This window comes from Pseudomonas sp. R62 (assembly GCF_000257605.1).
Lineage (GTDB): Bacteria > Pseudomonadota > Gammaproteobacteria > Pseudomonadales > Pseudomonadaceae > Aquipseudomonas > Aquipseudomonas atacamensis.
This window is the reverse complement of the sequence record NZ_JH635998.1, coordinates 2,879,213-2,901,625: the sequence shown is the minus strand read 5'-3', so window position 1 is coordinate 2,901,625 and position 22,413 is coordinate 2,879,213. Positions and strand designations below refer to the sequence as shown.

Sequence of the window (22,413 nt, the reverse complement as noted above, 5' to 3'; positions counted from 1 at the left end):
ACGCAGTTTTTCGAACCGGCGTGGAAGGCGATCCTGTCGAACAAAGGTGCGCTGCCGCTGCTGTGGGAATTGCACAAGGGACATCCGAATCTGCTCGCCGCGCACCTTGATCCGAATCCGCAGAGTGGCGTGCCGAAGGGCTGGGTGCGCAAGCCGTACTTTTCCCGCGAAGGTGCCAACATCGAACTGCAAACAGCGGAAGGTCTGATTGTCAAAGAGGACGGGCCTTACACCGATGCGCCGTTCATCCTGCAGGAGTTCGCGCCGCTGCCGAAGTTTGGCGACAGCTACACGCTGATTGGCTCGTGGGTGATTGGTGATGAGGCGGCAGGGATTGGTGTGCGCGAGGACAACAGTCTGATCACCAAGGATTCAAGTCGATTTTTGCCGCACCTGATCTTGGATTAAGACGAAGTTACCTTGTGGGAGCGAGCCTGCTCGCGAAAGCGTCCTGTCAGTTACAGGTGCATCGACTGATCTGACGCATTCGCGAGCAGGCTCGCTCCCACAGGTAATCGAACATAACCGTAAATATTGCCTCACAAAAAAGGCCCGTCGTTTAAGCGACGGGCCTTTTTCATTCAAAGCGGTTACAGCGGTAAATCAGAACGGAATATCGTCATCGAAGCTGTCGAAATCCGGAGCCGGTTGCGGTGCGGCCTGCTGAGGCGCCGGAGCCGAACGCTGCTGTGGAGCCGACTGCTGCGGGCGTGGAGCCTGCTGACGTGGCGCCTGCTGCTGGTAGTTGTTGCCGCCTTGCTGGTCGCCCTGTTGTGGACGGCCGCCGAGCAGTTGCATGGTGCCTTGCATGTCGACCACGATTTCAGTGGTGTAACGCTTGATGCCGTCCTTTTCCCACTCGCGGGTCTGCAGCTTGCCTTCGATGTACACCTGCGAACCCTTGCGCAGGTATTCACCGGCGATCTCGGCCACCTTGCCGAACATCGATACGCGGTGCCATTCGGTCTTCTCGACCTTCTGACCGGTCTGCTTGTCGGTCCATTGTTCGCTGGTGGCCAGACTCAGGTTGGTCACGGCGTTACCGTTAGGCAGGTAGCGAACTTCGGGATCCTGGCCGCAAGTGCCGACCAATATGACTTTGTTAACCCCACGGGCCATAACGTTCTCCTAAGCGTCGCACGCAGCCCCGGCCGGGTTGTTGACCAGGCGTTCGAGGGTGGTGCGATCCACTAATTCTTTGTCCAGTTTGATGTAAACAGCCGCCTCTTCGGCGACTATCACTGCATCTGTTACCCCTACCAGGGCCTTGAGGCGCTCGACCAGACCCGCTTCGCGGATCGCTTCGGGCGACAACGGCAAGCGCAGGCTCGTCACGTAGGGAGGTTCGCGCATGGTAACAGCAAAGGCCAGCCAAAGTGCAGCCAGCGCGGCGCATCCGAGGAACACAACCGACAGACCGCCATGCTGGAACAACCAGCCGCCGAGTATCCCGCCGAGTGCCGAACCGAGGAACTGGCTGGTGGAGTACACGCCCATTGCCGTGCCCTTGCCGCCTGCCGGTGAAACCTTGCTGATCAGCGACGGCAACGACGCCTCGAGCAGGTTGAACGCGGTGAAGAACACTACCGTGCCGATCACCAGAGCGCGCAGGCTGTCGCCGAACTGCCAGAAGAATAGTTCAGTCAGCATCAGTGTCATGACGGCGCCGAGCAAAACTCGTTTCATTTTGCGTCGCTTCTCGCCGTAGATGATGAAAGGGATCATGGCGAAGAACGAAATCAGCAGCGCGGTGAGGTAGACCCACCAGTGCTGTTCCTTGGGCAGACCGGCTTTTTCCACCAGTGCCAGCGGCAAGGCGACGAAGCTCGACATCAACATGGCATGTAACACAAAGATGCCCAGATCCAGGCGCAGCAGGTCCGGGTGCTTGAGCGTCGGCATCAGCGCCTGCCGGGCCACGCCGGATTCCCGGTGCTGCAACGGCCCGGTGGATTGCGGCACCATGAACATGATGATCAGGATGCCGAGCAGCGCCATGGCGCCAGTGGCGAGGAACAGCCCGGACAGCCCGAACGCACTGGTCAGTAACGGCCCGACCACCATGGCCACGGCGAACGACAGGCCGATGGTCATGCCGATCATCGCCATGGCTTTGGTCCGATGCTGCTCGCGGGTCAGGTCGGAAAGCAGCGCCATCACCGCTGCGGAAATCGCCCCGGCGCCTTGCAGGATCCGCCCGGCGATCACACCCCAGATCGAATCGGCCTGGGAAGCCAGAACACTGCCGAGAGCGAAGACGATCAGGCCGAGGTAGATCACCGGCCGGCGACCGATGCGGTCGGAAATGATCCCGAACGGAATCTGGAAAATTGCCTGGGTCAGACCGTAAGCGCCAATCGCCAGCCCGATCAGGGCCGGGGTCGCTCCCGCCAGATCCATGCCATAGGTCGCCAGCACCGGCAACACCATGAACATGCCAAGCATACGGAAGGCGAACACCAGGGCCAGACCGCTCGCCGCGCGGGTCTCGCTGCCACTCATGCGTTCGCTGTGGGGATCGTGCATGGAAAAACCTCGTGTGAACCGGCGGCGATTCTACCAGTCCCATCGGAAGACGGGGTATATCGCGACGCTATGACGCGTATAGATGAAACTCTCTTCATGAACGGCAAAACGCCCTTCGTTTGATAGTGTGCATCCATCCAGTATTTGCCCGTATACTCCTACGTTTTCGACGCCCGCCAAGCGAGGCCACTTTGGACAAGATCCTGATACGTGGGGCCCGTACCCACAACCTGAAGAACATCGACCTGACCCTGCCACGGGACAAGCTGATCGTCATCACCGGCCTGTCCGGATCCGGCAAGTCGTCCCTGGCGTTCGACACGCTGTATGCCGAAGGTCAGCGCCGCTATGTCGAATCGCTGTCGGCCTATGCCCGGCAGTTCCTGTCGATGATGGAAAAACCCGACGTCGACACCATCGAAGGCCTGTCGCCGGCGATCTCCATCGAACAGAAGTCGACCTCGCACAACCCGCGCTCCACGGTCGGCACCATCACCGAAATCTACGACTACCTGCGCTTGCTCTATGCCCGCGTCGGTACGCCGCGTTGCCCGGATCACGACATTCCACTGGAAGCGCAGACCGTCAGCCAGATGGTCGATCTGGTGCTGGCGCAGCCGGAAGGCAGCAAACTCATGCTGCTGGCGCCGGTGATCCGCGAGCGCAAGGGCGAACACCTGTCGGTCTTCGAAGAATTGCGTGCGCAAGGTTTCGTCCGCGCCCGGGTCAACGGGCGGATCTGCGAGCTCGACGAGCTGCCGAAGCTGGATAAACAGAAGAAGCATTCGATCGATGTGATCGTCGACCGCTTCAAGGTTCGTGCCGATCTGCAGCAACGTCTGGCCGAGTCTTTCGAGACGGCGCTGAAACTGGCCGACGGCATTGCCCTGGTCGCGCCGATGGACGACGAGCCCGGCGAAGAAATGATCTTCTCCGCACGCTTCGCCTGCCCGATTTGCGGCCATGCGATCAGCGAACTGGAACCCAAGCTGTTTTCCTTCAACAACCCGGCCGGCGCCTGCCCGACCTGTGACGGCCTGGGTGTGAAGCAGTTCTTCGACATCAAGCGTCTGGTCAATGGCGAGCTGACCCTGGCCGAAGGTGCAATACGCGGCTGGGACAGGCGCAACGTCTATTACTTCCAGATGCTCGGCTCACTCGCCTCGCACTACAAGTTCAGCCTGGACAAGCCCTTCAACGAGCTGAGCGCCGAGCAGCAGAAGTTCATCCTGCACGGCAGCGGCTCGCAGAACGTCGACTTCAAATACCTGAACGACCGTGGCGACATCGTCAAACGCTCGCACCCTTTCGAGGGCATCGTGCCGAATCTTGAGCGTCGCTATCGCGAAACCGAATCGGCGAGCGTGCGCGAAGAGCTGGCCAAGTTCCTCAGCCATCAGGCCTGCCCGGATTGCCGTGGCACGCGTCTGCGCCGTGAAGCGCGGCACGTCTGGGTCGGTGAGAAAACCCTGCCGGCAGTGACCAATCTGCCGATCGGCGATGCCTGTGAATATTTCGGCGCGCTGAAGATGACCGGTCGGCGTGGCGAGATCGCCGACAAGATCCTCAAGGAAATCCGCGAGCGTCTGCAATTTCTGGTCAACGTCGGCCTCGACTATCTGTCGCTGGATCGCAGTGCCGACACATTGTCCGGTGGCGAGGCGCAACGGATTCGTCTGGCCAGCCAGATTGGCGCCGGTCTGGTCGGCGTTCTTTATATCCTCGATGAACCGTCCATTGGTCTGCATCAGCGCGACAACGATCGGCTGCTCGGTACGCTCAAGCATTTGCGCGATATCGGCAACACGGTAATCGTGGTCGAGCATGATGAAGACGCGATTCGTCTGGCTGACTATGTCGTCGATATCGGTCCTGGCGCAGGTGTGCACGGCGGGCGGATCGTTGCCGAGGGCACGCCGGATGAAGTCATGGCGCACCCGGATTCGCTGACTGGCAAATACCTGTCCGGCCGGGTGAAGATCGAAGTGCCGGCCAAACGCACGCCGCGCAACAAGAAGCTCAACCTGTCGCTCAAAGGTGCGCGTGGCAACAACCTGCGCAACGTCGATCTGGACATCCCGATCGGCCTGCTGACTTGCGTGACTGGCGTATCCGGTTCGGGCAAATCGACCCTGATCAACAACACGCTGTTCCCGCTCAGCGCCACTGCACTGAATGGCGCGACCACGCTGGAAGCGGCTGCGCATGACAGCATCAAAGGTCTGGAACATCTCGACAAAGTCGTCGATATCGACCAGAGCCCGATCGGCCGCACGCCGCGCTCCAACCCGGCGACCTACACCGGGCTGTTCACACCGATCCGCGAACTGTTTGCCGGCGTGCCCGAGTCGCGCTCCCGGGGTTACGGCCCGGGGCGTTTCTCGTTCAACGTCAAGGGCGGTCGCTGCGAAGCGTGCCAGGGCGATGGCCTGATCAAGGTGGAAATGCACTTCCTGCCGGACATCTACGTGCCCTGCGACGTGTGCAAGAGCAAGCGCTACAACCGCGAAACCCTTGAGATCAAATACAAGGGCAAGAGCATCCATGAAACCCTCGAAATGACCATCGAGGAAGCACGGGAGTTCTTCGATGCGGTGCCGGCACTGGCGCGCAAGCTGCAAACGCTGATGGATGTCGGCTTGTCGTACATCAAGCTCGGGCAATCGGCGACGACCCTGTCCGGCGGTGAAGCGCAGCGGGTCAAGTTGTCGCGCGAGCTGTCCAAACGCGACACGGGCAAAACCCTGTACATCCTCGACGAGCCAACCACCGGCCTGCACTTCGCCGATATCCAGCAGTTACTCGATGTTCTGCATCGTCTGCGCGACCACGGCAACACTGTGGTGGTCATCGAGCACAACCTCGATGTGATCAAGACCGCTGACTGGCTGGTGGACCTCGGTCCTGAAGGCGGTTCCAAAGGCGGGCAGATCATTGCCACCGGTACGCCGGAGGAAGTTGCCGAGATGAAGCAATCTCACACCGGCCATTACCTCAAGCCGCTGCTGATCCGTGATCGGGCGTAACTGCCAGGCATGAAAAAGCCCCTGTCACCGTTGAAGTGACAGGGGCTTTTTTGTAGCCGTGCAATCAGGACGCGTGGGACTGCAGGTAGTTCTCGAGACCGATCAGCTTGATCAGGCCCAACTGCTTTTCCAGCCAGTAGGTGTGATCTTCTTCGGTGTCGTTGAGCTGAACCCGCAGAATTTCGCGGCTGACATAGTCCTTGTGTTGCTCGCAAAGTTCGATGCCTTTGCACAGCGCAGCGCGGACTTTGTATTCGAGGCGCAGATCAGCTTCGAGCATCGTAGGCACCGTGGTGCCGACATCCAGATCGTCCGGACGCATGCGCGGCGTGCCTTCGAGCATCAGAATCCGCCGCATCAACGCATCGGCGTGGCCGGCTTCTTCTTCCATCTCGTGGTTGATGCGCTCGTAGAGCTTGGTGAACCCCCAGTCCTCATACATCCGCGAATGAACGAAATACTGGTCACGCGCGGCCAGCTCGCCGGTCAGCAACGTATTGAGGTAATCGATTACATCTGGGTGGCCTTGCATCGCCCTACATCTCCCTTCCTGAAAGTCTGTAGTTTGAACCAACCTGACCGGAAGGTCACTCGCTTCGCGCAATAAAAGCGAAGATATTCTGAGAAAAGCAGGCCAAATAACGCAAAAACCGCCCAAATGAGGGCGGTTCTGCTTCTCGTTTAGACTACGTTAAGCTGTCAGTTGAGCAGCTTTGCGATTGCTTCTCCATACGCCGGATCGGCTTTGTAGAAATGCTGCAACTGACGATCGACGACGTCGCTGGAAACGCCCGCCATTGCGCCGGCAATGTTGCTGACCAGCAATGCTTTCTGCTCGTCGCTCATCAAGCGGAACAAGGCACCGGCATGGCTGTAGTAGTCGGTGTCTTCGCGGTGATCATAACGATCAGCGGCACCGCTCAAGGCCAGCGCTGGCTCCGCGTAATGCGGCGCTTGCTTCGGTGACTCAACGTAGCTGTTCGGTTCATAGTTCGGCGCCGCGCCGCCATTGCTGCCGAACGCCATGGAGCCGTCACGCTGATAAGTATTCACCGGACTGCGCGGAGCGTTCACCGGCAATTGCTGGTGATTGGTGCCCACACGGTAGCGGTGCGCGTCAGCGTATGCGAATACACGGCCTTGCAGCATGCGGTCTGGCGACAGACCGACGCCTGGCACCATGTTGCTCGGGCCAAACGCCGCCTGTTCAACTTCAGCGAAGTAGTTCAACGGGTTGCGATTCAACTCCAGCTCACCAACTTCGATCAACGGAAACTCCTTCTGCGACCAAGTCTTGGTCACGTCGAATGGATTCTCGTAATGAGCCGCCGCTTGCGCTTCGGTCATGATCTGAATGCACACGCGCCATTTCGGGAATTCACCGCGCTCGATGGCCTCGAACAGGTCACGCTGCGCATAGTCCGGGTCGGTACCGGCCAAACGGGCGGCCTCGGCTGGCGCCAGGTTCTTGATGCCCTGCTGGGTCTTGTAGTGCCACTTCACCCAGTGACGCTCACCTTTGGCGTTGATCAGGCTGTAGGTGTGGCTACCGAAGCCGTGCATGTGACGGTAGCCGTCAGGGATGCCACGATCAGAAAACAGGATGGTGACCTGGTGCAGCGCCTCAGGCGAATGCGACCAGAAATCCCACATCATCTGCGCGCTTTTCAGGTTGCTTTGCGGCAGACGCTTTTGCGTGTGGATAAAGTCAGGAAATTTCAGCGGATCGCGGATGAAGAACACTGGCGTGTTGTTGCCGACGATGTCCCAATTGCCTTCCTCGGTGTAGAACTTCAAGGCGAAGCCGCGCGGATCGCGCTCAGTGTCGGCCGAACCACGCTCGCCACCTACGGTGGAAAAGCGCAGAAAGGTTGGCGTTTGTTTGCCTACCGATTCGAACAACTTTGCACTGGTGTATTCGGTGATGTCACGGGTGACGGTGAACGTACCGTAAGCGCCCGAGCCCTTAGCGTGGACACGGCGTTCTGGAATGTTTTCACGGTTGAAGTGCGCAAGTTTTTCGATCAGATGGAAATCGTCGAGAAGCAGCGGACCGCGTGGGCCGGCGGAACGGGAATTCTGGTTGTCAGCGACTGGCGCGCCACTGGCGGTTGTAAGCGTCTTGGTCTGGCTCATGCGGTCTTCTTCCTCTGTCAGTCTTGAACTGCCGGCTAATGGGCTTGGCGGGAAGTATTGATCATCGACGTTACAGCTACAAATTCATTAACTTGCAGGCATCGATAGATAATTACTAATTATGTTTTCCCGACACATAGTGGCAGTTCAACCATGTCAGAAACTTGTACGGACGACGCATTTCTTACAGGCACAAAAAACCGGGCACTAGGCCCGGTTCTTTGTTTCAGACTGACGTCTTACTCGGCGGATACAGCTTCGCCAGCAGTAGCACGATCAACCAACTCGACGTACGCCATAGGCGCGTTGTCGCCAGCGCGGAAACCGCACTTGAGGATGCGCAGGTAGCCACCCTCACGGGTAGCGTAACGCTTGCCCAGGTCGTTGAAGAGCTTACCAACGATAGCTTTCGAACGAGTACGGTCGAAAGCCAGACGGCGGTTAGCCAGGCTGTCTGTCTTGGCCAGAGTGATCAGCGGCTCGGCAACGCGGCGCAGTTCTTTGGCTTTTGGCAGAGTAGTTTTGATCAGCTCGTGCTCGAACAGCGACACCGCCATGTTTTGGAACATGGCCTTGCGGTGCGAGCTGGTGCGGCTCAGGTGACGACCACTTTTACGATGACGCATGGTTCATTCCTTACCAAACACTACGTTCGGTGATTACGACGATCAGGCAGTCGCCTTGTCGTCCTTCTTAAGACTTGCAGGCGGCCAGTTGTCGAGGCGCATGCCGAGGGACAGACCGCGGGAGGCCAGAACGTCCTTGATTTCAGTCAAGGATTTCTTGCCCAGGTTCGGAGTCTTCAACAGCTCTACTTCGGTACGCTGAATCAGGTCGCCGATGTAGTAGATGTTTTCCGCCTTAAGGCAGTTAGCCGAACGTACAGTCAGTTCCAGATCGTCAACCGGGCGAAGCAGGATCGGATCGATCTCGTCTTCCTGCTCGACAACCAGCGGCTCACTTTCACCTTTGAGGTCGACGAACGCAGCCAGCTGCTGTTGCAGGATGGTTGCAGCGCGACGGATAGCCTCTTCAGGATCCAGGGTACCGTTGGTTTCCAGATCAATAACCAGCTTGTCCAGGTTGGTACGCTGTTCGACACGGGCGTTTTCCACCACGTAAGCGATACGGCGAACCGGGCTGAACGAAGAGTCAAGCTGCAAGCGACCGATGCTGCGGCTTTCGTCTTCATCGCTCTGACGCGAGTCGGCTGGTTCATAACCACGACCACGAGCTACGGTGAGCTTCATGTTCAGGGCGCCGTTAGACGCCAGGTTAGCGATTACGTGATCGGGATTAACGATCTCGACATCATGATCCAGCTGAATATCGGCAGCGGTAACCACCCCCGAACCCTTCTTCGACAAGGTCAGCGTAACTTCGTCACGACCGTGCAGCTTGATGGCCAGACCTTTAAGGTTCAACAGGATTTCAATTACGTCTTCCTGTACACCTTCGATGGCGCTGTACTCGTGGAGCACACCGTCAATCTCGGCCTCGACTACTGCGCAGCCGGGCATTGAGGACAACAGGATGCGGCGCAGCGCGTTGCCCAGGGTGTGGCCAAAACCACGCTCGAGAGGCTCGAGAGTGATCTTGGCGCGGGTTGGACTGACAACCTGCACATCAATGTGGCGGGGTGTCAGGAACTCATTTACCGAAATCTGCATGGATGCACCTATTTTCTAGCCCTTACTTGGAGTAGAGCTCGACAATCAGGCTTTCGTTGATGTCGGCGGACAGATCACTGCGAGCAGGAACGTTCTTGAAAACGCCCGACTTCTTCTCAGTGTCTACTTCTACCCATTCTACGCGGCCACGTTGGGCACACAGATCGAGAGCTTGGACAATGCGAAGTTGGTTTTTTGCTTTCTCGCGAACTGCAACCACGTCACCAGCACGAACCTGATACGACGGAACGTTTACGGTCTGACCGTTTACGCTGATCGACTTGTGCGATACCAGCTGGCGGGATTCGGCACGAGTCGAACCAAAGCCCATACGGTATACAACGTTGTCCAGACGGCATTCGAGCAGTTGCAGCAGGTTTTCACCGGTTGCACCTTTCTTGCCAGCAGCTTCTTTGTAGTAGCCGCTGAACTGACGCTCGAGAACGCCGTAGATACGACGGACCTTCTGCTTTTCACGCAGTTGGGTGCCGTAGTCGGACTGGCGACCGCGGCGTTGGCCGTGGATACCAGGTGCTGCTTCAATGTTGCACTTCGATTCGATCGCGCGCACGCCGCTCTTCAGGAAGAGATCGGTGCCTTCGCGACGAGCGAGTTTGCATTTTGGACCAATGTAACGAGCCATTCTTTACAATCTCCTGGATTACACGCGGCGCTTCTTCGGCGGACGGCACCCGTTGTGCGGGATTGGCGTCACGTCGGTGATGCTGGCGATCTTGTAGCCACAGCCGTTCAAAGCGCGGACTGCGGATTCACGACCTGGACCTGGACCCTTGACGTTTACGTCGAGGTTTTTCAGGCCGTATTCCAGCGCAGCTTGACCAGCACGCTCAGCAGCTACTTGAGCAGCGAACGGGGTGGACTTGCGGGAACCGCGGAAACCCGAACCACCGGAGGTAGCCCAGGAAAGAGCGTTACCTTGACGGTCGGTGATGGTCACGATGGTGTTGTTAAAAGATGCATGGATGTGGGCGATGCCATCAACCACTGTCTTTTTAACTTTTTTACGAGGACGAGCAGCAGGTTTTGCCATGATTAAATTCCTGTCGATTCGCTGGGGCGATTACTTGCGGATCGGCTTACGCGGACCTTTACGGGTACGCGCGTTGGTCTTGGTACGCTGACCGCGTACTGGCAGACCACGACGATGACGCAGACCGCGATAGCAACCGAGGTCCATCAAGCGCTTGATTTTCATGTTGATTTCGCGACGCAGGTCACCTTCAGTGGTGAACTTCGCCACTTCGCCACGCAGCTGTTCAATTTGCTCGTCGCTCAGATCTTTGATCTTTGCTGCTGGGTTTACCCCAGTCACTGCACAGATCTTCTGCGCAGTAGTGCGACCAACACCATAGATGTAGGTCAGCGAGATAACAGTATGCTTGTTATCTGGAATGTTAACGCCTGCAATACGGGCCATTCAGTGGGACTCCAATTGACAGCTACCTACGCCCCGGAAGCCAAGAAATAGGGCGCGAGATAATATCGCTGTAATAACAAATAATCAACCCGGTAGCGCACTAGCTACCGGGCTTGAAGCACAATCACACTCAGCCTTGGCGCTGTTTGTGACGCGGTTCCGCGCTGCAAATTACTCGAACAACACCTTCGCGGCGAATAATCTTGCAGTTACGGCACAGCTTTTTCACCGATGCACGAACTTTCATCACCAACTCCTCGAACCTTATGGGTACTCAGCGCAACATGCCGCTGCCGTAACCCTTCAGGTTGGCTTTCTTCATCAGGGATTCGTACTGGTGCGAAACGAGGTGCGATTGTACTTGGGACATGAAGTCCATCACAACCACGACCACGATCAGCAACGAGGTCCCGCCAAGGTAGAACGGAACGTTTGCTGCAACCACCAGGAATTGGGGCAACAGGCACACGGCCGTCATGTAAAGAGCACCGAACAGGGTCAAGCGGGTCAGAACGCCATCAATATAGCGCGCAGACTGCTCACCTGGACGGATGCCCGGAATAAAGGCACCGGACTTCTTCAGGTTTTCCGCTACGTCTTTCGGATTGAACATCAACGCCGTATAGAAGAAGCAGAAGAAAATAATCCCTGCACTAAACAGCAGAATATTCAACGGCTGACCAGGAGCGATCGACTGCGAGATGTCCTGCAACCAGCCCATACCTTCAGACTGACCGAACCAGGCACCCAACGAAGCCGGAAACAGCAAGATGCTGCTCGCGAAAATAGCCGGAATAACACCGGCCATGTTCACCTTCAGCGGCAAGTGGCTTGTCTGCGCAGCAAAAACCTTGCGGCCCTGCTGACGCTTGGCGTAGTGAACAGCGATACGACGCTGGCCACGCTCAATGAACACCACGAAACCGATAATCGCTACTGCCAGCAAACCGATGGCAACCAGGGCGAAGATGTTGATATCACCCTGACGCGCAGACTCGAAAGACTGCCCGATTGCTCTCGGAAGACCGGCGACGATACCCGAAAAAATCAACATCGAGATACCGTTGCCAACACCACGCTCAGTAATCTGCTCACCCAGCCACATCATGAACATCGCACCAGCCACAAATGTGGTTACCGCGACGAAATGGAAGCCAAAGTCACCAGTGAACGCGACGCCCTGCCCGGCCAGACCAATGGACATGCCAATAGCCTGGACCAGAGCGAGAGCGACGGTGAGGTAGCGGGTGTACTGGCTAATCTTGCGACGGCCAGCTTCACCTTCCTTCTTCAACTGCTCCAGCTGCGGGCTGACGGCGGTCATCAGTTGCATGATGATCGATGCCGAAATGTACGGCATGATCCCCAGTGCAAAGATGCTCATCCGTTCCAGCGCGCCGCCGGAGAACATGTTGAACAAGCTAAGAATGGTCCCCTCATTCTGTCGAAACAGGTCTGCGAGTCGGTCCGGGTTGATACCTGGAACCGGGATGTGTGCGCCTATTCGGTAGACGATAATCGCCAGGAACAGAAAACGCAGACGAGCCCAGAGTTCAGACATACCGCCTTTGCCGAGCGCAGAGAGAGCACCTTGCTTAGCCATTTATTCCTCGAACTTGCCGCCAGCTGCTTCGATAGCCGCACGCGCACCTTTGGTGGCGCCGATTCCCTTGCCGATAGTGACAGCGCGAGTCACTTCACCGGACAGCATGATTTTCACACGCTGTACGTTGACGTTGATCACGTTGGCATCTTTCAGGGACTGCACAGTAACGATGTCGCCTTCCACTTTGGCCAGCTCGGACAAACGCACTTCTGCGCGATCCATGGCTTTCAGGGAAACGAAACCGAACTTAGGCAGACGACGATGCAGCGGCTGTTGACCGCCTTCAAAGCCTGGAGCGATGGTGCCACCGGAGCGGGAGGTCTGACCTTTGTGACCACGGCCACCAGTCTTGCCCAAACCACTACCGATACCACGGCCCGGACGATGCTTTTCGCGACGGGAACCCGGCGCTGGACTCAGATCATTGAGTTTCATCGATTAACCCTCGACACGCAGCATGTAGTAAGCCTTGTTGATCATCCCGCGATTCTCGGGAGTATCCTGGACTTCTACAGTGTGACCGATGCGACGCAGACCCAGACCCTTAACGCACAGTTTGTGGTTAGGGATGCGGCCGGTCATGCTTTTGATCAGCGTAACTTTAACGGTAGCCATGATTACTTGATCTCCTCAACACGCAGGCCACGCTTGGCAGCGATGGACTCAGGAGACTGCATAGCCTTCAGACCCTTGAAAGTGGCGTGAACCACGTTTACCGGGTTAGTCGAGCCGTAGCACTTGGCCAGAACGTTCTGAACGCCAGCAACTTCGAGGACAGCACGCATAGCGCCGCCAGCGATGATACCGGTACCTTCAGAAGCAGGCTGCATGTACACCTTCGAAGCGCCGTGAGCGGACTTCATTGCGTACTGCAGAGTGGTGCCGTTCAGGTCAACTTGAATCATGTTGCGGCGAGCAGCTTCCATTGCCTTCTGGATCGCAGCAGGCACTTCACGCGACTTGCCACGGCCGAAGCCAACACGCCCTTTACCATCACCAACCACGGTCAACGCGGTGAAAGTGAAGATACGGCCGCCTTTAACGGTTTTGGCTACGCGGTTAACTTGAACCAGCTTCTCGATGTAGCCTTCGTCGCGCTTTTGGTCGTTATTTGACATAACTTAGAACTCCAGCCCAGCTTCACGAGCAGCATCAGCCAGCGCTTTAACGCGGCCGTGGTACTTGAAGCCAGAGCGGTCGAAAGCCACTTGCGATACGCCAGCGGCCTTAGCACGCGTAGCGACCAGCTGGCCAACCTTTGTGGCCGCGTCGATGTTGCCAGTGGCACCATCACGCAGTTCTTTATCCAAAGTCGAGGCACTTGCCAGGACTTTGTTGCCGTCGGCCGAGATGACCTGGGCGTAGATGTGCTGCGACGAGCGGAACACGCAGAGACGCACGACTTCGAGTTCGTGCATTTTCAGGCGTGCTTTGCGAGCGCGACGCAGTCGAGTAACTTTTTTGTCGGTCATTTGCTATGCCCTACTTCTTCTTGGCTTCTTTACGACGGACGACTTCGTCCGCGTAGCGCACACCTTTGCCTTTGTACGGCTCTGGTGGACGGAAGTCGCGGATCTCGGCGGCCACTTGACCTACCAGCTGCTTGTCGATGCCCTTGATCAGGATATCGGTCTGGCTAGGAGTCTCAGCGGTGATGCCTTCCGGCAGTTCGTAATCCACTGGGTGCGAGAAGCCAAGAGCCAGGTTCAGAACCTGACCTTTTGCTTGCGCTTTGTAACCAACACCGACCAGCTGGAGCTTGCGCTCGAAGCCTTGGCTTACGCCCTGGACCATGTTGTTTACCAACGCACGCGTGGTACCGGCCATTGCGCGAGTTTGTTGATCGCCATTGCGAGCAGCGAAACGCAGCTCACCAGCCTCTTCAACGATCTCAACGGACGAATGGATGTTCAGTTCAAGAGTACCCTTGGCACCCTTCACCGAAAGCTGTTGGCCTGCGAATTTGACTTCGACACCGGCTGGCAGCTTAACGGGGTTCTTAGCGACGCGAGACATGCTTATCCCCCCTTAGAACACAGTGCAAAGAACTTCGCCGCCGACACCGGCAGCGCGCGCAGCACGATCCGTCATCACACCTTTGTTGGTGGAGACGATAGACACGCCAAGACCGCCACGAACTTTCGGCAGATCTTCAACGGACTTGTACTGACGCAGGCCTGGACGACTAACGCGCTTCACTTCTTCGATAACCGGACGGCCTTCGAAGTACTTCAGCGAGATGGACAGTGACGGCTTGGCGTCGGTGGTGATCTGAAAATCCGCGATGTAACCTTCGTCCTTCAGGACTTTTGCTACAGCTGCCTTCAACGTGGAAGACGGCATGCTTACGACAGACTTTTCAGCCATCTGGGCATTACGGATTCGAGTTAGCATGTCCGCTAACGGGTCCTGCATACTCATGGGCTAGACGCTCCTAATACAAAAAAATTAGCCTTGCGGCTACTACTTGTCGCCGAGAACTTCCGGGCAGAAAAACACGGGCTCAGGCGAGCCGGTCATTCTAGACACACCCCAGAAATGAATCAAGCCCCAAAAGGGGCTTGATTCAGATTCAAGGCCACCGATGGTCAGGTTCTTGCGAACCCGAACACCGAGACTTTGACAACTATTACCAGCTGGCTTTAACCAGACCTGGCACGTCACCACGCATTGCAGCTTGACGCAGCATATTACGGCCGAGGCCGAACTTGCGGTACACGCCGTGCGGACGACCAGTCAGGCGGCAACGGTTACGCATGCGCGAAGCGCTTGCGTCACGTGGTTGCTTCTGCAGAGCTACGGTAGCTTCCCAACGCGCTTCTGGACTTGCGTTCAGATCGACGATGATAGCTTTCAGCGCTGCACGCTTGGTGGCGTACTTGGCAACGGTGAGCTGACGCTTCAGCTCACGGTTCTTCATGCTCTTCTTGGCCATTTTCCTACTCCAATCAGTTGCGGAACGGGAATTTGAAAGCACGCAGCAGAGCGCGGCCTTCATCATCGTTCTTGGCAGTGGTGGTCAGGGTAATGTCCAGACCGCGGAGAGCATCGATCTTGTCGTAGTCGATTTCCGGGAAGATGATCTGCTCTTTCACGCCCATGCTGTAGTTGCCACGACCATCGAAGGACTTGGCATTCAGGCCGCGGAAGTCGCGAACCCGAGGCAGGGAGATCGACAGCAGACGATCCAGGAACTCGTACATACGCTCACGGCGCAGGGTCACTTTGACGCCGATCGGCCATCCTTCGCGGACTTTGAAGCCAGCGATGGATTTACGAGCGTAGGTCACAACGACTTTCTGGCCGGTGATCTTTTCCAGGTCAGCAACAGCGTGCTCGATGACTTTTTTGTCGCCGATCGCTTCGCCCAGACCCATGTTCAGGGTGATTTTGGTAACGCGCGGAACTTCCATCACGTTCGAAAGCTTAAGTTCTTCCTTAAGTTTCGGAGCGATTTCCTTCCGGTAAATCTCTTTTAGTCGTGCCATGGTCTTCTACCTAGCAGTGTTCAAGCATCAACCGCTTTTTGGGTCGACTTGAAGACACGAATTTTCTTACCGTCTTCTACTTTGAAACCAACGCGGTCAGCCTTGTTGGTTTCGCCGTTGAAGATGGCGACGTTGGAAGCGTGCAGTGGCGCTTCTTTCTCGACGATACCGCCCTGTACGCCCGACATCGGGTTAGGCTTGGTATGACGCTTGACCAGGTTCAGACCACCAACAACCAGACGGTTGTCAGCAAGAACCTTCAGCACCTTACCGCGCTTACCTTTGTCTTTGCCGGCGATCACGATGATCTCGTCGTCACGACGAATCTTTTGCATGTCGGATCTCCTTACAGCACTTCTGGGGCGAGCGAGACGATCTTCATGAACTTCTCAGTACGAAGTTCACGGGTCACTGGCCCAAAGATACGGGTGCCGATCGGCTCTTGCTTGTTGTTCAGAAGAACAGCAGCGTTGCCATCAAAGCGGATAATGGAGCCATCAGCACGACGTACGCCGTGACGAGTGCGGACTACAACAGCAGTCATCACTTGGCCTTTTTTCACCTTACCGCGAGGAATTGCTTCCTTCACGGTAACTTTGATGATGTCACCGATACCAGCGTAACGACGATGGGAGCCACCCAGCACCTTGATGCACATAACACGGCGAGCGCCGCTGTTATCGGCCACATCGAGCATGGATTGAGTCTGAATCATATAATTTCTCCGACCCCTAGCCCTTAGACTTCCACAGCGCGTTCGAGAACATCAACCAGCGCCCAAGACTTGGTCTTGGCCATCGGACGAGTTTCACGAATAGTGACTTTGTCGCCGATGTGGCACTGATTGGTTTCGTCGTGCGCGTGCAGCTTAGTCGAACGCTTAACGTATTTACCGTAGATCGGGTGCTTTACGCGACGCTCGATCAGAACGGTGATGGTTTTGTCCATCTTGTCGCTGACAACACGGCCAGTCAGCGTACGGACAGTTTTTTCGGCTTCAGCCATGATCACTTACCTGCCTGCTGGTTGAGCACAGTCTTCACGCGAGCGATGTCACGCTTAACTTGCGAGAGCAGATGAGACTGCCCCAACTGGCCAGTTGCTTTCTGCATGCGCAGATTGAACTGGTCGCGCAGCAAGCCGAGCAGTTGCTCGTTCAGCTGCTGTGCGGATTTTTCACGAAGTTCATTCGCTTTCATCACATCACCGTCCGTTTAACAAAGGAGGTGGCGAGCGGCAGCTTTGCAGCAGCCAGGGCGAAAGCCTCACGCGCCAGCTCTTCAGAAACACCCTCGATTTCATACAGGACTTTGCCTGGCTGAATCTGGGCAACCCAGTACTCCACGTTACCCTTACCTTTACCCATACGAACCTCGAGAGGTTTCTTGGAGATCGGCTTGTCCGGGAATACACGGATCCAGATCTTGCCGCCACGTTTTACGTGACGGGTCAGAGCACGACGCGCTGACTCGATCTGACGAGCGGTGAGACGACCACGAGCAACAGACTTCAGCGCGAACTCGCCGAAGCTGACTTTGCTACCGCGCAGTGCCAGACCACGGTTGTGGCCGGTCATCTGCTTGCGGAACTTCGTACGCTTTGGTTGCAACATTTGGCGTACCCCTTACTTAGCAGCTTTTTTACGAGGCGCTGGTGCTTGTGGTTTCAGTTCTTCTTGGCGACCACCAATAACTTCGCCTTTGAAGATCCAAACCTTTACACCGATCACACCGTAAGTGGTGTGAGCTTCGTAGTTGGCATAGTCGATGTCGGCACGCAGGGTGTGCAGTGGCACACGACCTTCGCGATACCATTCAGTACGTGCGATTTCAGCACCGCCGAGACGACCGCTCACTTGGATTTTGATGCCTTTGGCACCAATGCGCATGGCGTTCTGTACAGCGCGCTTCATAGCGCGACGGAACATTACACGACGCTCCAGCTGCTGAGCTACGCTCTGCGCAACCAGCATACCGTCGAGCTCCGGCTTGCGGATCTCTTCGATATTGATGTGCACAGGCACACCCATTTGCTTGGTCAGGTCCTGACGCAGTTTCTCAACATCTTCACCTTTCTTCCCGATAACGATACCTGGACGAGCGGTGTGGATGGTGATGCGTGCAGTTTGGGCCGGACGATGGATATCGATACGGCTTACGGACGCGCTTTTTAGTTTGTCTTGGAGATACTCACGCACTTTCAGATCTGCGAACAAGTAGTCCGCATAAGTCCGACCGTCTGCGTACCAGACGGAGGTGTGCTCCTTGACGATTCCCAGGCGAATGCCAATGGGATGTACTTTCTGACCCATCTCTTCGACTCCGTTACTTGTCAGCAACCTTGACAGTGATATGGCAAGACCGCTTGACGATGCGATCAGCACGGCCTTTGGCACGTGGCATGATGCGCTTCAGCGAACGCCCTTCGTTGACGAAAACGGTGCTGACCTTCAGGTCATCAACGTCTGCGCCTTCGTTATGCTCGGCGTTGGCTACGGCCGACTCCAGCACTTTCTTCATGATCTCGGCGGCTTTCTTACTGCTGAAAGCCAACAGGTTGAGCGCTTCGCCCACCTTCTTCCCGCGGATCTGGTCGGCGACCAAGCGGGCTTTCTGGGCGGAGATTCGAGCGCCCGACAACTTAGCGGCTACTTCCATTTCCTTACCCCTTAACGCTTGGCTTTCTTGTCAGCCACGTGCCCGCGATAGTTGCGGGTACCGGCGAACTCGCCCAGTTTGTGGCCGACCATGTCTTCGTTAACGAGAACTGGGACGTGCTGACGACCGTTGTGTACTGCGATGGTCAGACCGACCATTTGTGGCAGGATCATCGAACGACGCGACCAGGTTTTAATTGGTTTGCGATCGTTCTTTTCCGCCGCCACTTCGATCTTCTTCAGTAGGTGAAGATCAATAAAAGGACCTTTTTTCAGAGAACGTGGCACTGTCGTATCCCTCTATTTACTTGCGACGACGGACGATCATTTTGTCGGTACGCTTATTACCACGAGTCTTCGCGCCCTTAGTCGGGAAGCCCCATGGCGATACCGGATGACGACCACCAGAGGTACGACCTTCACCACCACCATGTGGGTGGTCAACCGGGTTCATGGCAACACCACGAACGGTTGGGCGAACGCCACGCCAGCGTTTGGCACCAGCTTTACCCAGCGAACGCAGGCTGTGCTCGGAGTTCGAGACTTCACCCAGGGTCGCACGGCATTCAGCCAGGACTTTACGCATTTCACCGGAACGCAGACGCAGGGTCACGTAGACACCTTCACGAGCGATCAGCTGAGCCGAAGCACCAGCGGAACGAGCGATCTGTGCACCTTTACCTGGCTTCAATTCGATGCCGTGTACGGTAGAACCGACTGGAATGTTGCGCAGTTGCAGAGCGTTGCCTGGCTTGATTGGAGCCAGAGCGCCTGCGATCAGCTGGTCGCCAGCACTCACGCCTTTAGGGGCGATGATGTAGCGGCGCTCGCCGTCTGCGTAGCAAAGCAGTGCGATGTGAGCAGTACGGTTTGGATCGTATTCGATACGCTCGACAGTGGCGACGATGCCATCTTTGTCGTTGCGACGGAAATCGACCATACGGTAATGCTGCTTATGACCACCACCGATGTGACGAGTGGTAATACGGCCATTGTTGTTACGACCACCAGACTTCGATTTTTTCTCGAGCAGCGGTGCGTGAGGAGCGCCTTTATGCAGCTCCTGGTTGACCACCTTGACCACAAAACGGCGGCCAGGGGAAGTCGGTTTGCATTTAACGATTGCCATGATGCACCCCTTCCTTACTCAGCACTGCTGCTGAAATCGAGATCTTGGCCTGGCTGAAGGGAGATAACTGCCTTCTTCCAGTCATTACGCTTGCCCAGACCGCGAGCAGTGCGCTTGCTCTTACCCAGAACGTTCAGGGTAGTGACGCGCTCTACTTTCACGCTGAACAGGCTTTCGACGGCCTTCTTGATTTCCAGCTTGGTTGCATCAGTAGCAACCTTGAAAACGAACTGGCCTTTCTTGTCTGCCAGAACCGTAGCCTTCTCGGAAACGTGCGGGCCAAGCAGAACTTTAAATACGCGTTCCTGGTTCATCCCAGCAGCTCCTCGAATTTCTTCACGGCCGACACGGTGATCAACACCTTGTCGTATGCGATCAGACTAACTGGATCGGAACCTTGCACATCACGTACATCTACGTGCGGCAGGTTGCGAGCAGCCAGGTACAGGTTCTGATCAACAGCGTCCGACACGATCAGAACGTCGGTCAGGCTCATGTTGTTCAGTTTGCCCAGCAGATCTTTGGTTTTCGGAGTTTCAACAGCGAAATCCTGAACCACGACCAGACGATCAGTACGCACCAGCTCAGCAAGGATGGAACGCATTGCTGCGCGATACATCTTCTTGTTCAGCTTCTGGGAGTGATCCTGTGGACGAGCTGCGAAAGTGGTACCGCCGCCACGCCAGATTGGGCTACGGATAGTACCGGCACGAGCACGGCCAGTACCTTTCTGACGCCATGGGCGCTTGCCGCCACCACGAACGTCGGAACGGGTCTTCTGCTGCTTGCTACCTTGACGGCCGCCGGCCATGTAGGCCACGACTGCTTGGTGAACCAGCGTCTCGTTGAATTCGCCGCCAAATGTCAGTTCGGAAACTTCGATCGCTTGAGCGTCATTTACATTTAATTGCATGTCAGCTTCCCCTTAACCGCGAGCCTTGGCTGCTGGACGTACAACCAGGTTGCCGCCAGTAGCGCCAGGAACAGCACCCTTGACCAACAACAGATTGCGTTCAGCGTCCACGCGCACTACTTCCAGGGACTGCACGGTCACGCGCTCAGCGCCCATATGACCGGACATTTTTTTGCCCTTGAATACACGACCAGGAGTCTGGCACTGGCCGATAGAGCCTGGGACGCGGTGGGATACGGAGTTACCGTGGGTGTTATCTTGCCCGCGGAAATTCCAACGCTTGATCGTACCCTGGAAGCCTTTACCCTTGGACTGACCGGTTACATCAACCAGTTGACCAGCGGCGAAGATTTCAGCGTTGATCAGATCGCCAGCCTGGTACTCGCCTTCTTCAAGGCGGAATTCCATGGTGGTGCGACCAGCGGCAACGTTCGCTTTAGCGAAGTGGCCAGCCTGAGCTGCTGTTACACGCGAAGCGCGACGCTCGCCGACAGTGACTTGCACTGCACGATAGCCATCGGTCTCTTCAGTTTTGAACTGGGTGACGCGATTCGGCTCGATCTCAATGACCGTGACCGGAATGGAGACACCTTCTTCGGTGAAAATACGGGTCATACCGCATTTACGACCGACTACACCAATAGTCATGTTGTAAACCTCATGAGTGTACGGGGCTTTCACCCGCTATGGCCGCCCATTTCAGAGCGTTACACGACCAAGACCGAGTCTTAGCCGAGGCTGATCTGCACTTCCACACCGGCCGCAAGATCAAGCTTCATCAGCGCGTCAACGGTTTTATCCGTTGGCTGGACGATGTCCAGAACACGCTTATGAGTGCGGATCTCGTACTGGTCACGCGCGTCTTTGTTGACGTGCGGGGAAACCAGAACGGTGAACCGCTCTTTACGGGTAGGCAGTGGAATTGGACCACGCACTTGAGCACCAGTACGTTTCGCGGTTTCCACGATTTCCTGGGTTGATTGGTCGATCAGGCGATGGTCAAAAGCCTTCAACCTGATACGGATTTGCTGATTTTGCATTGGATTTCAGACTCCGGCTGCTATTCCCACCGGGCGCAATACGCCCGTTAAAAGGAGGCGCAATTCTATAGACGCCCCCGATAGGTGTCAACCCAATAAAAAAGCCCCCGCTGAGCGGGGGCTTTTTCAATCCATCAAGCTGACTTTAAAAGTCTTACTCGATGATTTTGGCTACGACGCCAGCGCCGACGGTACGACCGCCTTCACGGATAGCGAAACGCAGACCATCTTCCATCGCGATGGTTTTGATCAGGGTAACAGTCATCTGAATGTTATCACCCGGCATTACCATTTCAACGCCTTCTGGCAGCTCGCAGTTACCAGTCACGTCAGTAGTACGGAAGTAGAACTGTGGACGGTAGCCTTTGAAGAACGGAGTGTGACGACCGCCTTCTTCCTTGCTCAGAACATAAACTTCTGCGGTGAACTTGGTGTGCGGCTTGACCGAACCTGGCTTGACCAGAACCTGGCCACGCTCAACGTCGTCACGCTTGGTACCACGCAGCAGAACGCCGCAGTTCTCGCCAGCACGACCTTCGTCGAGCAGTTTGCGGAACATCTCAACACCGGTGCAGGTGGTGGTGGTGGTGTCACGCAGACCAACGATTTCCAGAGCGTCCTGAACGCGAACGATACCGCGCTCGATACGACCAGTCACAACAGTACCGCGACCCGAGATCGAGAACACGTCTTCGATTGGCATCAGGAATGGCTTGTCGATCATACGAACTGGTTCTGGGATGTAGGTATCCAGAGTTTCAACCAGTTTACGAACGGCAGTGGTA

General features: G+C 56.3%; 35 protein-coding genes. 2 read left to right on the top strand and 33 right to left on the bottom strand.

Translation table 11 applies throughout. The features are described 5' to 3' along the window. Positions 1 to 408, top strand: a 408-nt coding sequence (locus OQK_RS14090; protein WP_038860941.1) for a glutathionylspermidine synthase family protein, incomplete at its 5' end; no start/stop codon positions are given. Between the two features lie 195 nt (positions 409 to 603). Here the strand turns inward: OQK_RS14090 and OQK_RS14085 are convergent. Further along, complete coding sequence (locus OQK_RS14085; protein WP_016772950.1) at positions 604 to 1,119, bottom strand: single-stranded DNA-binding protein; 516 nt, start codon at positions 1,117 to 1,119, stop codon at positions 604 to 606. 9 nt (positions 1,120 to 1,128) lie between these two features. Continuing rightward, entirely contained in the window at positions 1,129 to 2,526 is a 1,398-nt protein-coding gene (locus tag OQK_RS14080; RefSeq protein WP_016772949.1) for an MFS transporter, read from the bottom strand. Between the two features lie 191 nt (positions 2,527 to 2,717). Here OQK_RS14080 and uvrA point away from each other — a divergent pair, with 191 nt between their 5' ends. Then, positions 2,718 to 5,552 carry an excinuclease ABC subunit UvrA gene (uvrA, locus tag OQK_RS14075; protein ID WP_016772948.1) on the top strand — a complete coding sequence of 945 codons (2,835 nt, stop codon included), beginning with the start codon at positions 2,718 to 2,720 and terminating at the stop codon, positions 5,550 to 5,552. 64 nt (positions 5,553 to 5,616) lie between these two features. Here the strand turns inward: uvrA and bfr are convergent, their stop codons facing one another. The 31 genes from bfr to OQK_RS13925 all read right to left on the bottom strand — a co-directional run. Further along, a complete protein-coding gene (bfr, locus tag OQK_RS14070) occupies positions 5,617 to 6,084 on the bottom strand; it encodes a bacterioferritin (RefSeq protein WP_016772947.1) in 468 nt (155 codons plus the stop codon). Between the two features lie 167 nt (positions 6,085 to 6,251). Next, a complete protein-coding gene (locus OQK_RS14065; RefSeq protein ID WP_024014520.1) occupies positions 6,252 to 7,688 on the bottom strand; it encodes a catalase in 1,437 nt (478 codons plus the stop codon). 239 nt (positions 7,689 to 7,927) lie between these two features. Then, the gene (rplQ, locus tag OQK_RS14060; protein ID WP_003176402.1) at positions 7,928 to 8,314 is read right to left on the bottom strand and encodes a 50S ribosomal protein L17; all 387 of its coding nucleotides are present in this window, start codon (positions 8,312 to 8,314) and stop codon (positions 7,928 to 7,930) included. 42 nt (positions 8,315 to 8,356) lie between these two features. Then, positions 8,357 to 9,358 (bottom strand): DNA-directed RNA polymerase subunit alpha, encoded by a 1,002-nt coding sequence (locus OQK_RS14055; protein WP_016772946.1) that lies wholly within the window; start codon positions 9,356 to 9,358, stop codon positions 8,357 to 8,359. Between the two features lie 22 nt (positions 9,359 to 9,380). Then, positions 9,381 to 10,001: a 30S ribosomal protein S4 gene (gene rpsD / locus OQK_RS14050; RefSeq protein ID WP_003176404.1), complete on the bottom strand. Its 621-nt coding sequence runs from the start codon at positions 9,999 to 10,001 to the stop codon at positions 9,381 to 9,383. An 18-nt stretch (positions 10,002 to 10,019) separates the two neighbouring features. After that, complete coding sequence (rpsK, locus tag OQK_RS14045) at positions 10,020 to 10,409, bottom strand: 30S ribosomal protein S11 (protein ID WP_002555466.1); 390 nt, start codon at positions 10,407 to 10,409, stop codon at positions 10,020 to 10,022. A 30-nt stretch (positions 10,410 to 10,439) separates the two neighbouring features. After that, positions 10,440 to 10,796: a 30S ribosomal protein S13 gene (rpsM, locus tag OQK_RS14040; protein ID WP_003186020.1), complete on the bottom strand. Its 357-nt coding sequence runs from the start codon at positions 10,794 to 10,796 to the stop codon at positions 10,440 to 10,442. Positions 10,797 to 10,926: 130 nt separating this feature from the next. Then, positions 10,927 to 11,043, bottom strand: a complete 117-nt coding sequence (gene rpmJ / locus OQK_RS29300) for a 50S ribosomal protein L36 (protein ID WP_002555468.1) — start codon at positions 11,041 to 11,043, stop codon at positions 10,927 to 10,929. A 27-nt stretch (positions 11,044 to 11,070) separates the two neighbouring features. After that, complete coding sequence (secY, locus tag OQK_RS14035) at positions 11,071 to 12,399, bottom strand: preprotein translocase subunit SecY (RefSeq protein ID WP_016772945.1); 1,329 nt, start codon at positions 12,397 to 12,399, stop codon at positions 11,071 to 11,073. Beyond that, complete coding sequence (rplO, locus tag OQK_RS14030; protein WP_003228720.1) at positions 12,400 to 12,837, bottom strand: 50S ribosomal protein L15; 438 nt, start codon at positions 12,835 to 12,837, stop codon at positions 12,400 to 12,402. A gap of 3 nt (positions 12,838 to 12,840) precedes the next feature. Beyond that, the gene (gene rpmD, locus OQK_RS14025; protein WP_003176408.1) at positions 12,841 to 13,017 is read right to left on the bottom strand and encodes a 50S ribosomal protein L30; all 177 of its coding nucleotides are present in this window, start codon (positions 13,015 to 13,017) and stop codon (positions 12,841 to 12,843) included. 2 nt (positions 13,018 to 13,019) lie between these two features. Then, the gene (gene rpsE / locus OQK_RS14020) at positions 13,020 to 13,520 is read right to left on the bottom strand and encodes a 30S ribosomal protein S5 (RefSeq protein ID WP_007955637.1); all 501 of its coding nucleotides are present in this window, start codon (positions 13,518 to 13,520) and stop codon (positions 13,020 to 13,022) included. 3 nt (positions 13,521 to 13,523) lie between these two features. After that, the gene (rplR, locus tag OQK_RS14015; protein ID WP_003186037.1) at positions 13,524 to 13,874 is read right to left on the bottom strand and encodes a 50S ribosomal protein L18; all 351 of its coding nucleotides are present in this window, start codon (positions 13,872 to 13,874) and stop codon (positions 13,524 to 13,526) included. A gap of 10 nt (positions 13,875 to 13,884) precedes the next feature. Continuing rightward, entirely contained in the window at positions 13,885 to 14,418 is a 534-nt protein-coding gene (gene rplF, locus OQK_RS14010; RefSeq protein WP_003228722.1) for a 50S ribosomal protein L6, read from the bottom strand. A gap of 12 nt (positions 14,419 to 14,430) precedes the next feature. Continuing rightward, the gene (rpsH, locus tag OQK_RS14005) at positions 14,431 to 14,823 is read right to left on the bottom strand and encodes a 30S ribosomal protein S8 (RefSeq protein WP_016772944.1); all 393 of its coding nucleotides are present in this window, start codon (positions 14,821 to 14,823) and stop codon (positions 14,431 to 14,433) included. Between the two features lie 208 nt (positions 14,824 to 15,031). Continuing rightward, on the bottom strand, positions 15,032 to 15,337 hold the full coding sequence (rpsN, locus tag OQK_RS14000) for a 30S ribosomal protein S14 (RefSeq protein WP_003186042.1): 306 nt from the start codon (positions 15,335 to 15,337) through the stop codon (positions 15,032 to 15,034). Between the two features lie 13 nt (positions 15,338 to 15,350). After that, on the bottom strand, positions 15,351 to 15,890 hold the full coding sequence (gene rplE, locus OQK_RS13995; RefSeq protein ID WP_003210069.1) for a 50S ribosomal protein L5: 540 nt from the start codon (positions 15,888 to 15,890) through the stop codon (positions 15,351 to 15,353). A gap of 20 nt (positions 15,891 to 15,910) precedes the next feature. After that, positions 15,911 to 16,225, bottom strand: coding sequence for a 50S ribosomal protein L24 (gene rplX, locus OQK_RS13990; RefSeq protein WP_003186046.1), 315 nt, complete (start codon positions 16,223 to 16,225; stop codon positions 15,911 to 15,913). A gap of 11 nt (positions 16,226 to 16,236) precedes the next feature. Continuing rightward, positions 16,237 to 16,605: a 50S ribosomal protein L14 gene (gene rplN, locus OQK_RS13985; RefSeq protein WP_002555479.1), complete on the bottom strand. Its 369-nt coding sequence runs from the start codon at positions 16,603 to 16,605 to the stop codon at positions 16,237 to 16,239. A 23-nt stretch (positions 16,606 to 16,628) separates the two neighbouring features. Beyond that, positions 16,629 to 16,895, bottom strand: a complete 267-nt coding sequence (gene rpsQ / locus OQK_RS13980; RefSeq protein ID WP_003194644.1) for a 30S ribosomal protein S17 — start codon at positions 16,893 to 16,895, stop codon at positions 16,629 to 16,631. Positions 16,896 to 16,897: 2 nt separating this feature from the next. After that, positions 16,898 to 17,089, bottom strand: a complete 192-nt coding sequence (gene rpmC, locus OQK_RS13975) for a 50S ribosomal protein L29 (RefSeq protein ID WP_002555481.1) — start codon at positions 17,087 to 17,089, stop codon at positions 16,898 to 16,900. Further along, positions 17,089 to 17,502, bottom strand: coding sequence for a 50S ribosomal protein L16 (gene rplP / locus OQK_RS13970; protein WP_003228729.1), 414 nt, complete (start codon positions 17,500 to 17,502; stop codon positions 17,089 to 17,091). Before rplP ends, rpmC begins: the two co-directional genes overlap by 1 nt. A gap of 12 nt (positions 17,503 to 17,514) precedes the next feature. Next, the gene (gene rpsC / locus OQK_RS13965) at positions 17,515 to 18,201 is read right to left on the bottom strand and encodes a 30S ribosomal protein S3 (RefSeq protein ID WP_003176422.1); all 687 of its coding nucleotides are present in this window, start codon (positions 18,199 to 18,201) and stop codon (positions 17,515 to 17,517) included. 13 nt (positions 18,202 to 18,214) lie between these two features. Further along, entirely contained in the window at positions 18,215 to 18,547 is a 333-nt protein-coding gene (gene rplV, locus OQK_RS13960; protein ID WP_003103908.1) for a 50S ribosomal protein L22, read from the bottom strand. Positions 18,548 to 18,558: 11 nt separating this feature from the next. Then, positions 18,559 to 18,834, bottom strand: coding sequence for a 30S ribosomal protein S19 (gene rpsS / locus OQK_RS13955; protein WP_011336172.1), 276 nt, complete (start codon positions 18,832 to 18,834; stop codon positions 18,559 to 18,561). A 16-nt stretch (positions 18,835 to 18,850) separates the two neighbouring features. Further along, positions 18,851 to 19,675 (bottom strand): 50S ribosomal protein L2, encoded by an 825-nt coding sequence (rplB, locus tag OQK_RS13950; protein WP_016772943.1) that lies wholly within the window; start codon positions 19,673 to 19,675, stop codon positions 18,851 to 18,853. Positions 19,676 to 19,689: 14 nt separating this feature from the next. Next, positions 19,690 to 19,989 carry a 50S ribosomal protein L23 gene (gene rplW / locus OQK_RS13945; RefSeq protein WP_002555488.1) on the bottom strand — a complete coding sequence of 100 codons (300 nt, stop codon included), beginning with the start codon at positions 19,987 to 19,989 and terminating at the stop codon, positions 19,690 to 19,692. Beyond that, on the bottom strand, positions 19,986 to 20,588 hold the full coding sequence (gene rplD, locus OQK_RS13940; RefSeq protein ID WP_003228735.1) for a 50S ribosomal protein L4: 603 nt from the start codon (positions 20,586 to 20,588) through the stop codon (positions 19,986 to 19,988). Before rplD ends, rplW begins: the two co-directional genes overlap by 4 nt. Before the next feature lie 12 nt (positions 20,589 to 20,600). Further along, on the bottom strand, positions 20,601 to 21,236 hold the full coding sequence (gene rplC / locus OQK_RS13935) for a 50S ribosomal protein L3 (protein WP_003228738.1): 636 nt from the start codon (positions 21,234 to 21,236) through the stop codon (positions 20,601 to 20,603). An 80-nt stretch (positions 21,237 to 21,316) separates the two neighbouring features. Beyond that, a complete protein-coding gene (gene rpsJ / locus OQK_RS13930; protein ID WP_003186070.1) occupies positions 21,317 to 21,628 on the bottom strand; it encodes a 30S ribosomal protein S10 in 312 nt (103 codons plus the stop codon). Between the two features lie 154 nt (positions 21,629 to 21,782). After that, on the bottom strand, positions 21,783 to 22,413 hold a 631-nt coding region (locus OQK_RS13925), incomplete at its 5' end, for an EF-Tu/IF-2/RF-3 family GTPase (protein ID WP_038860940.1).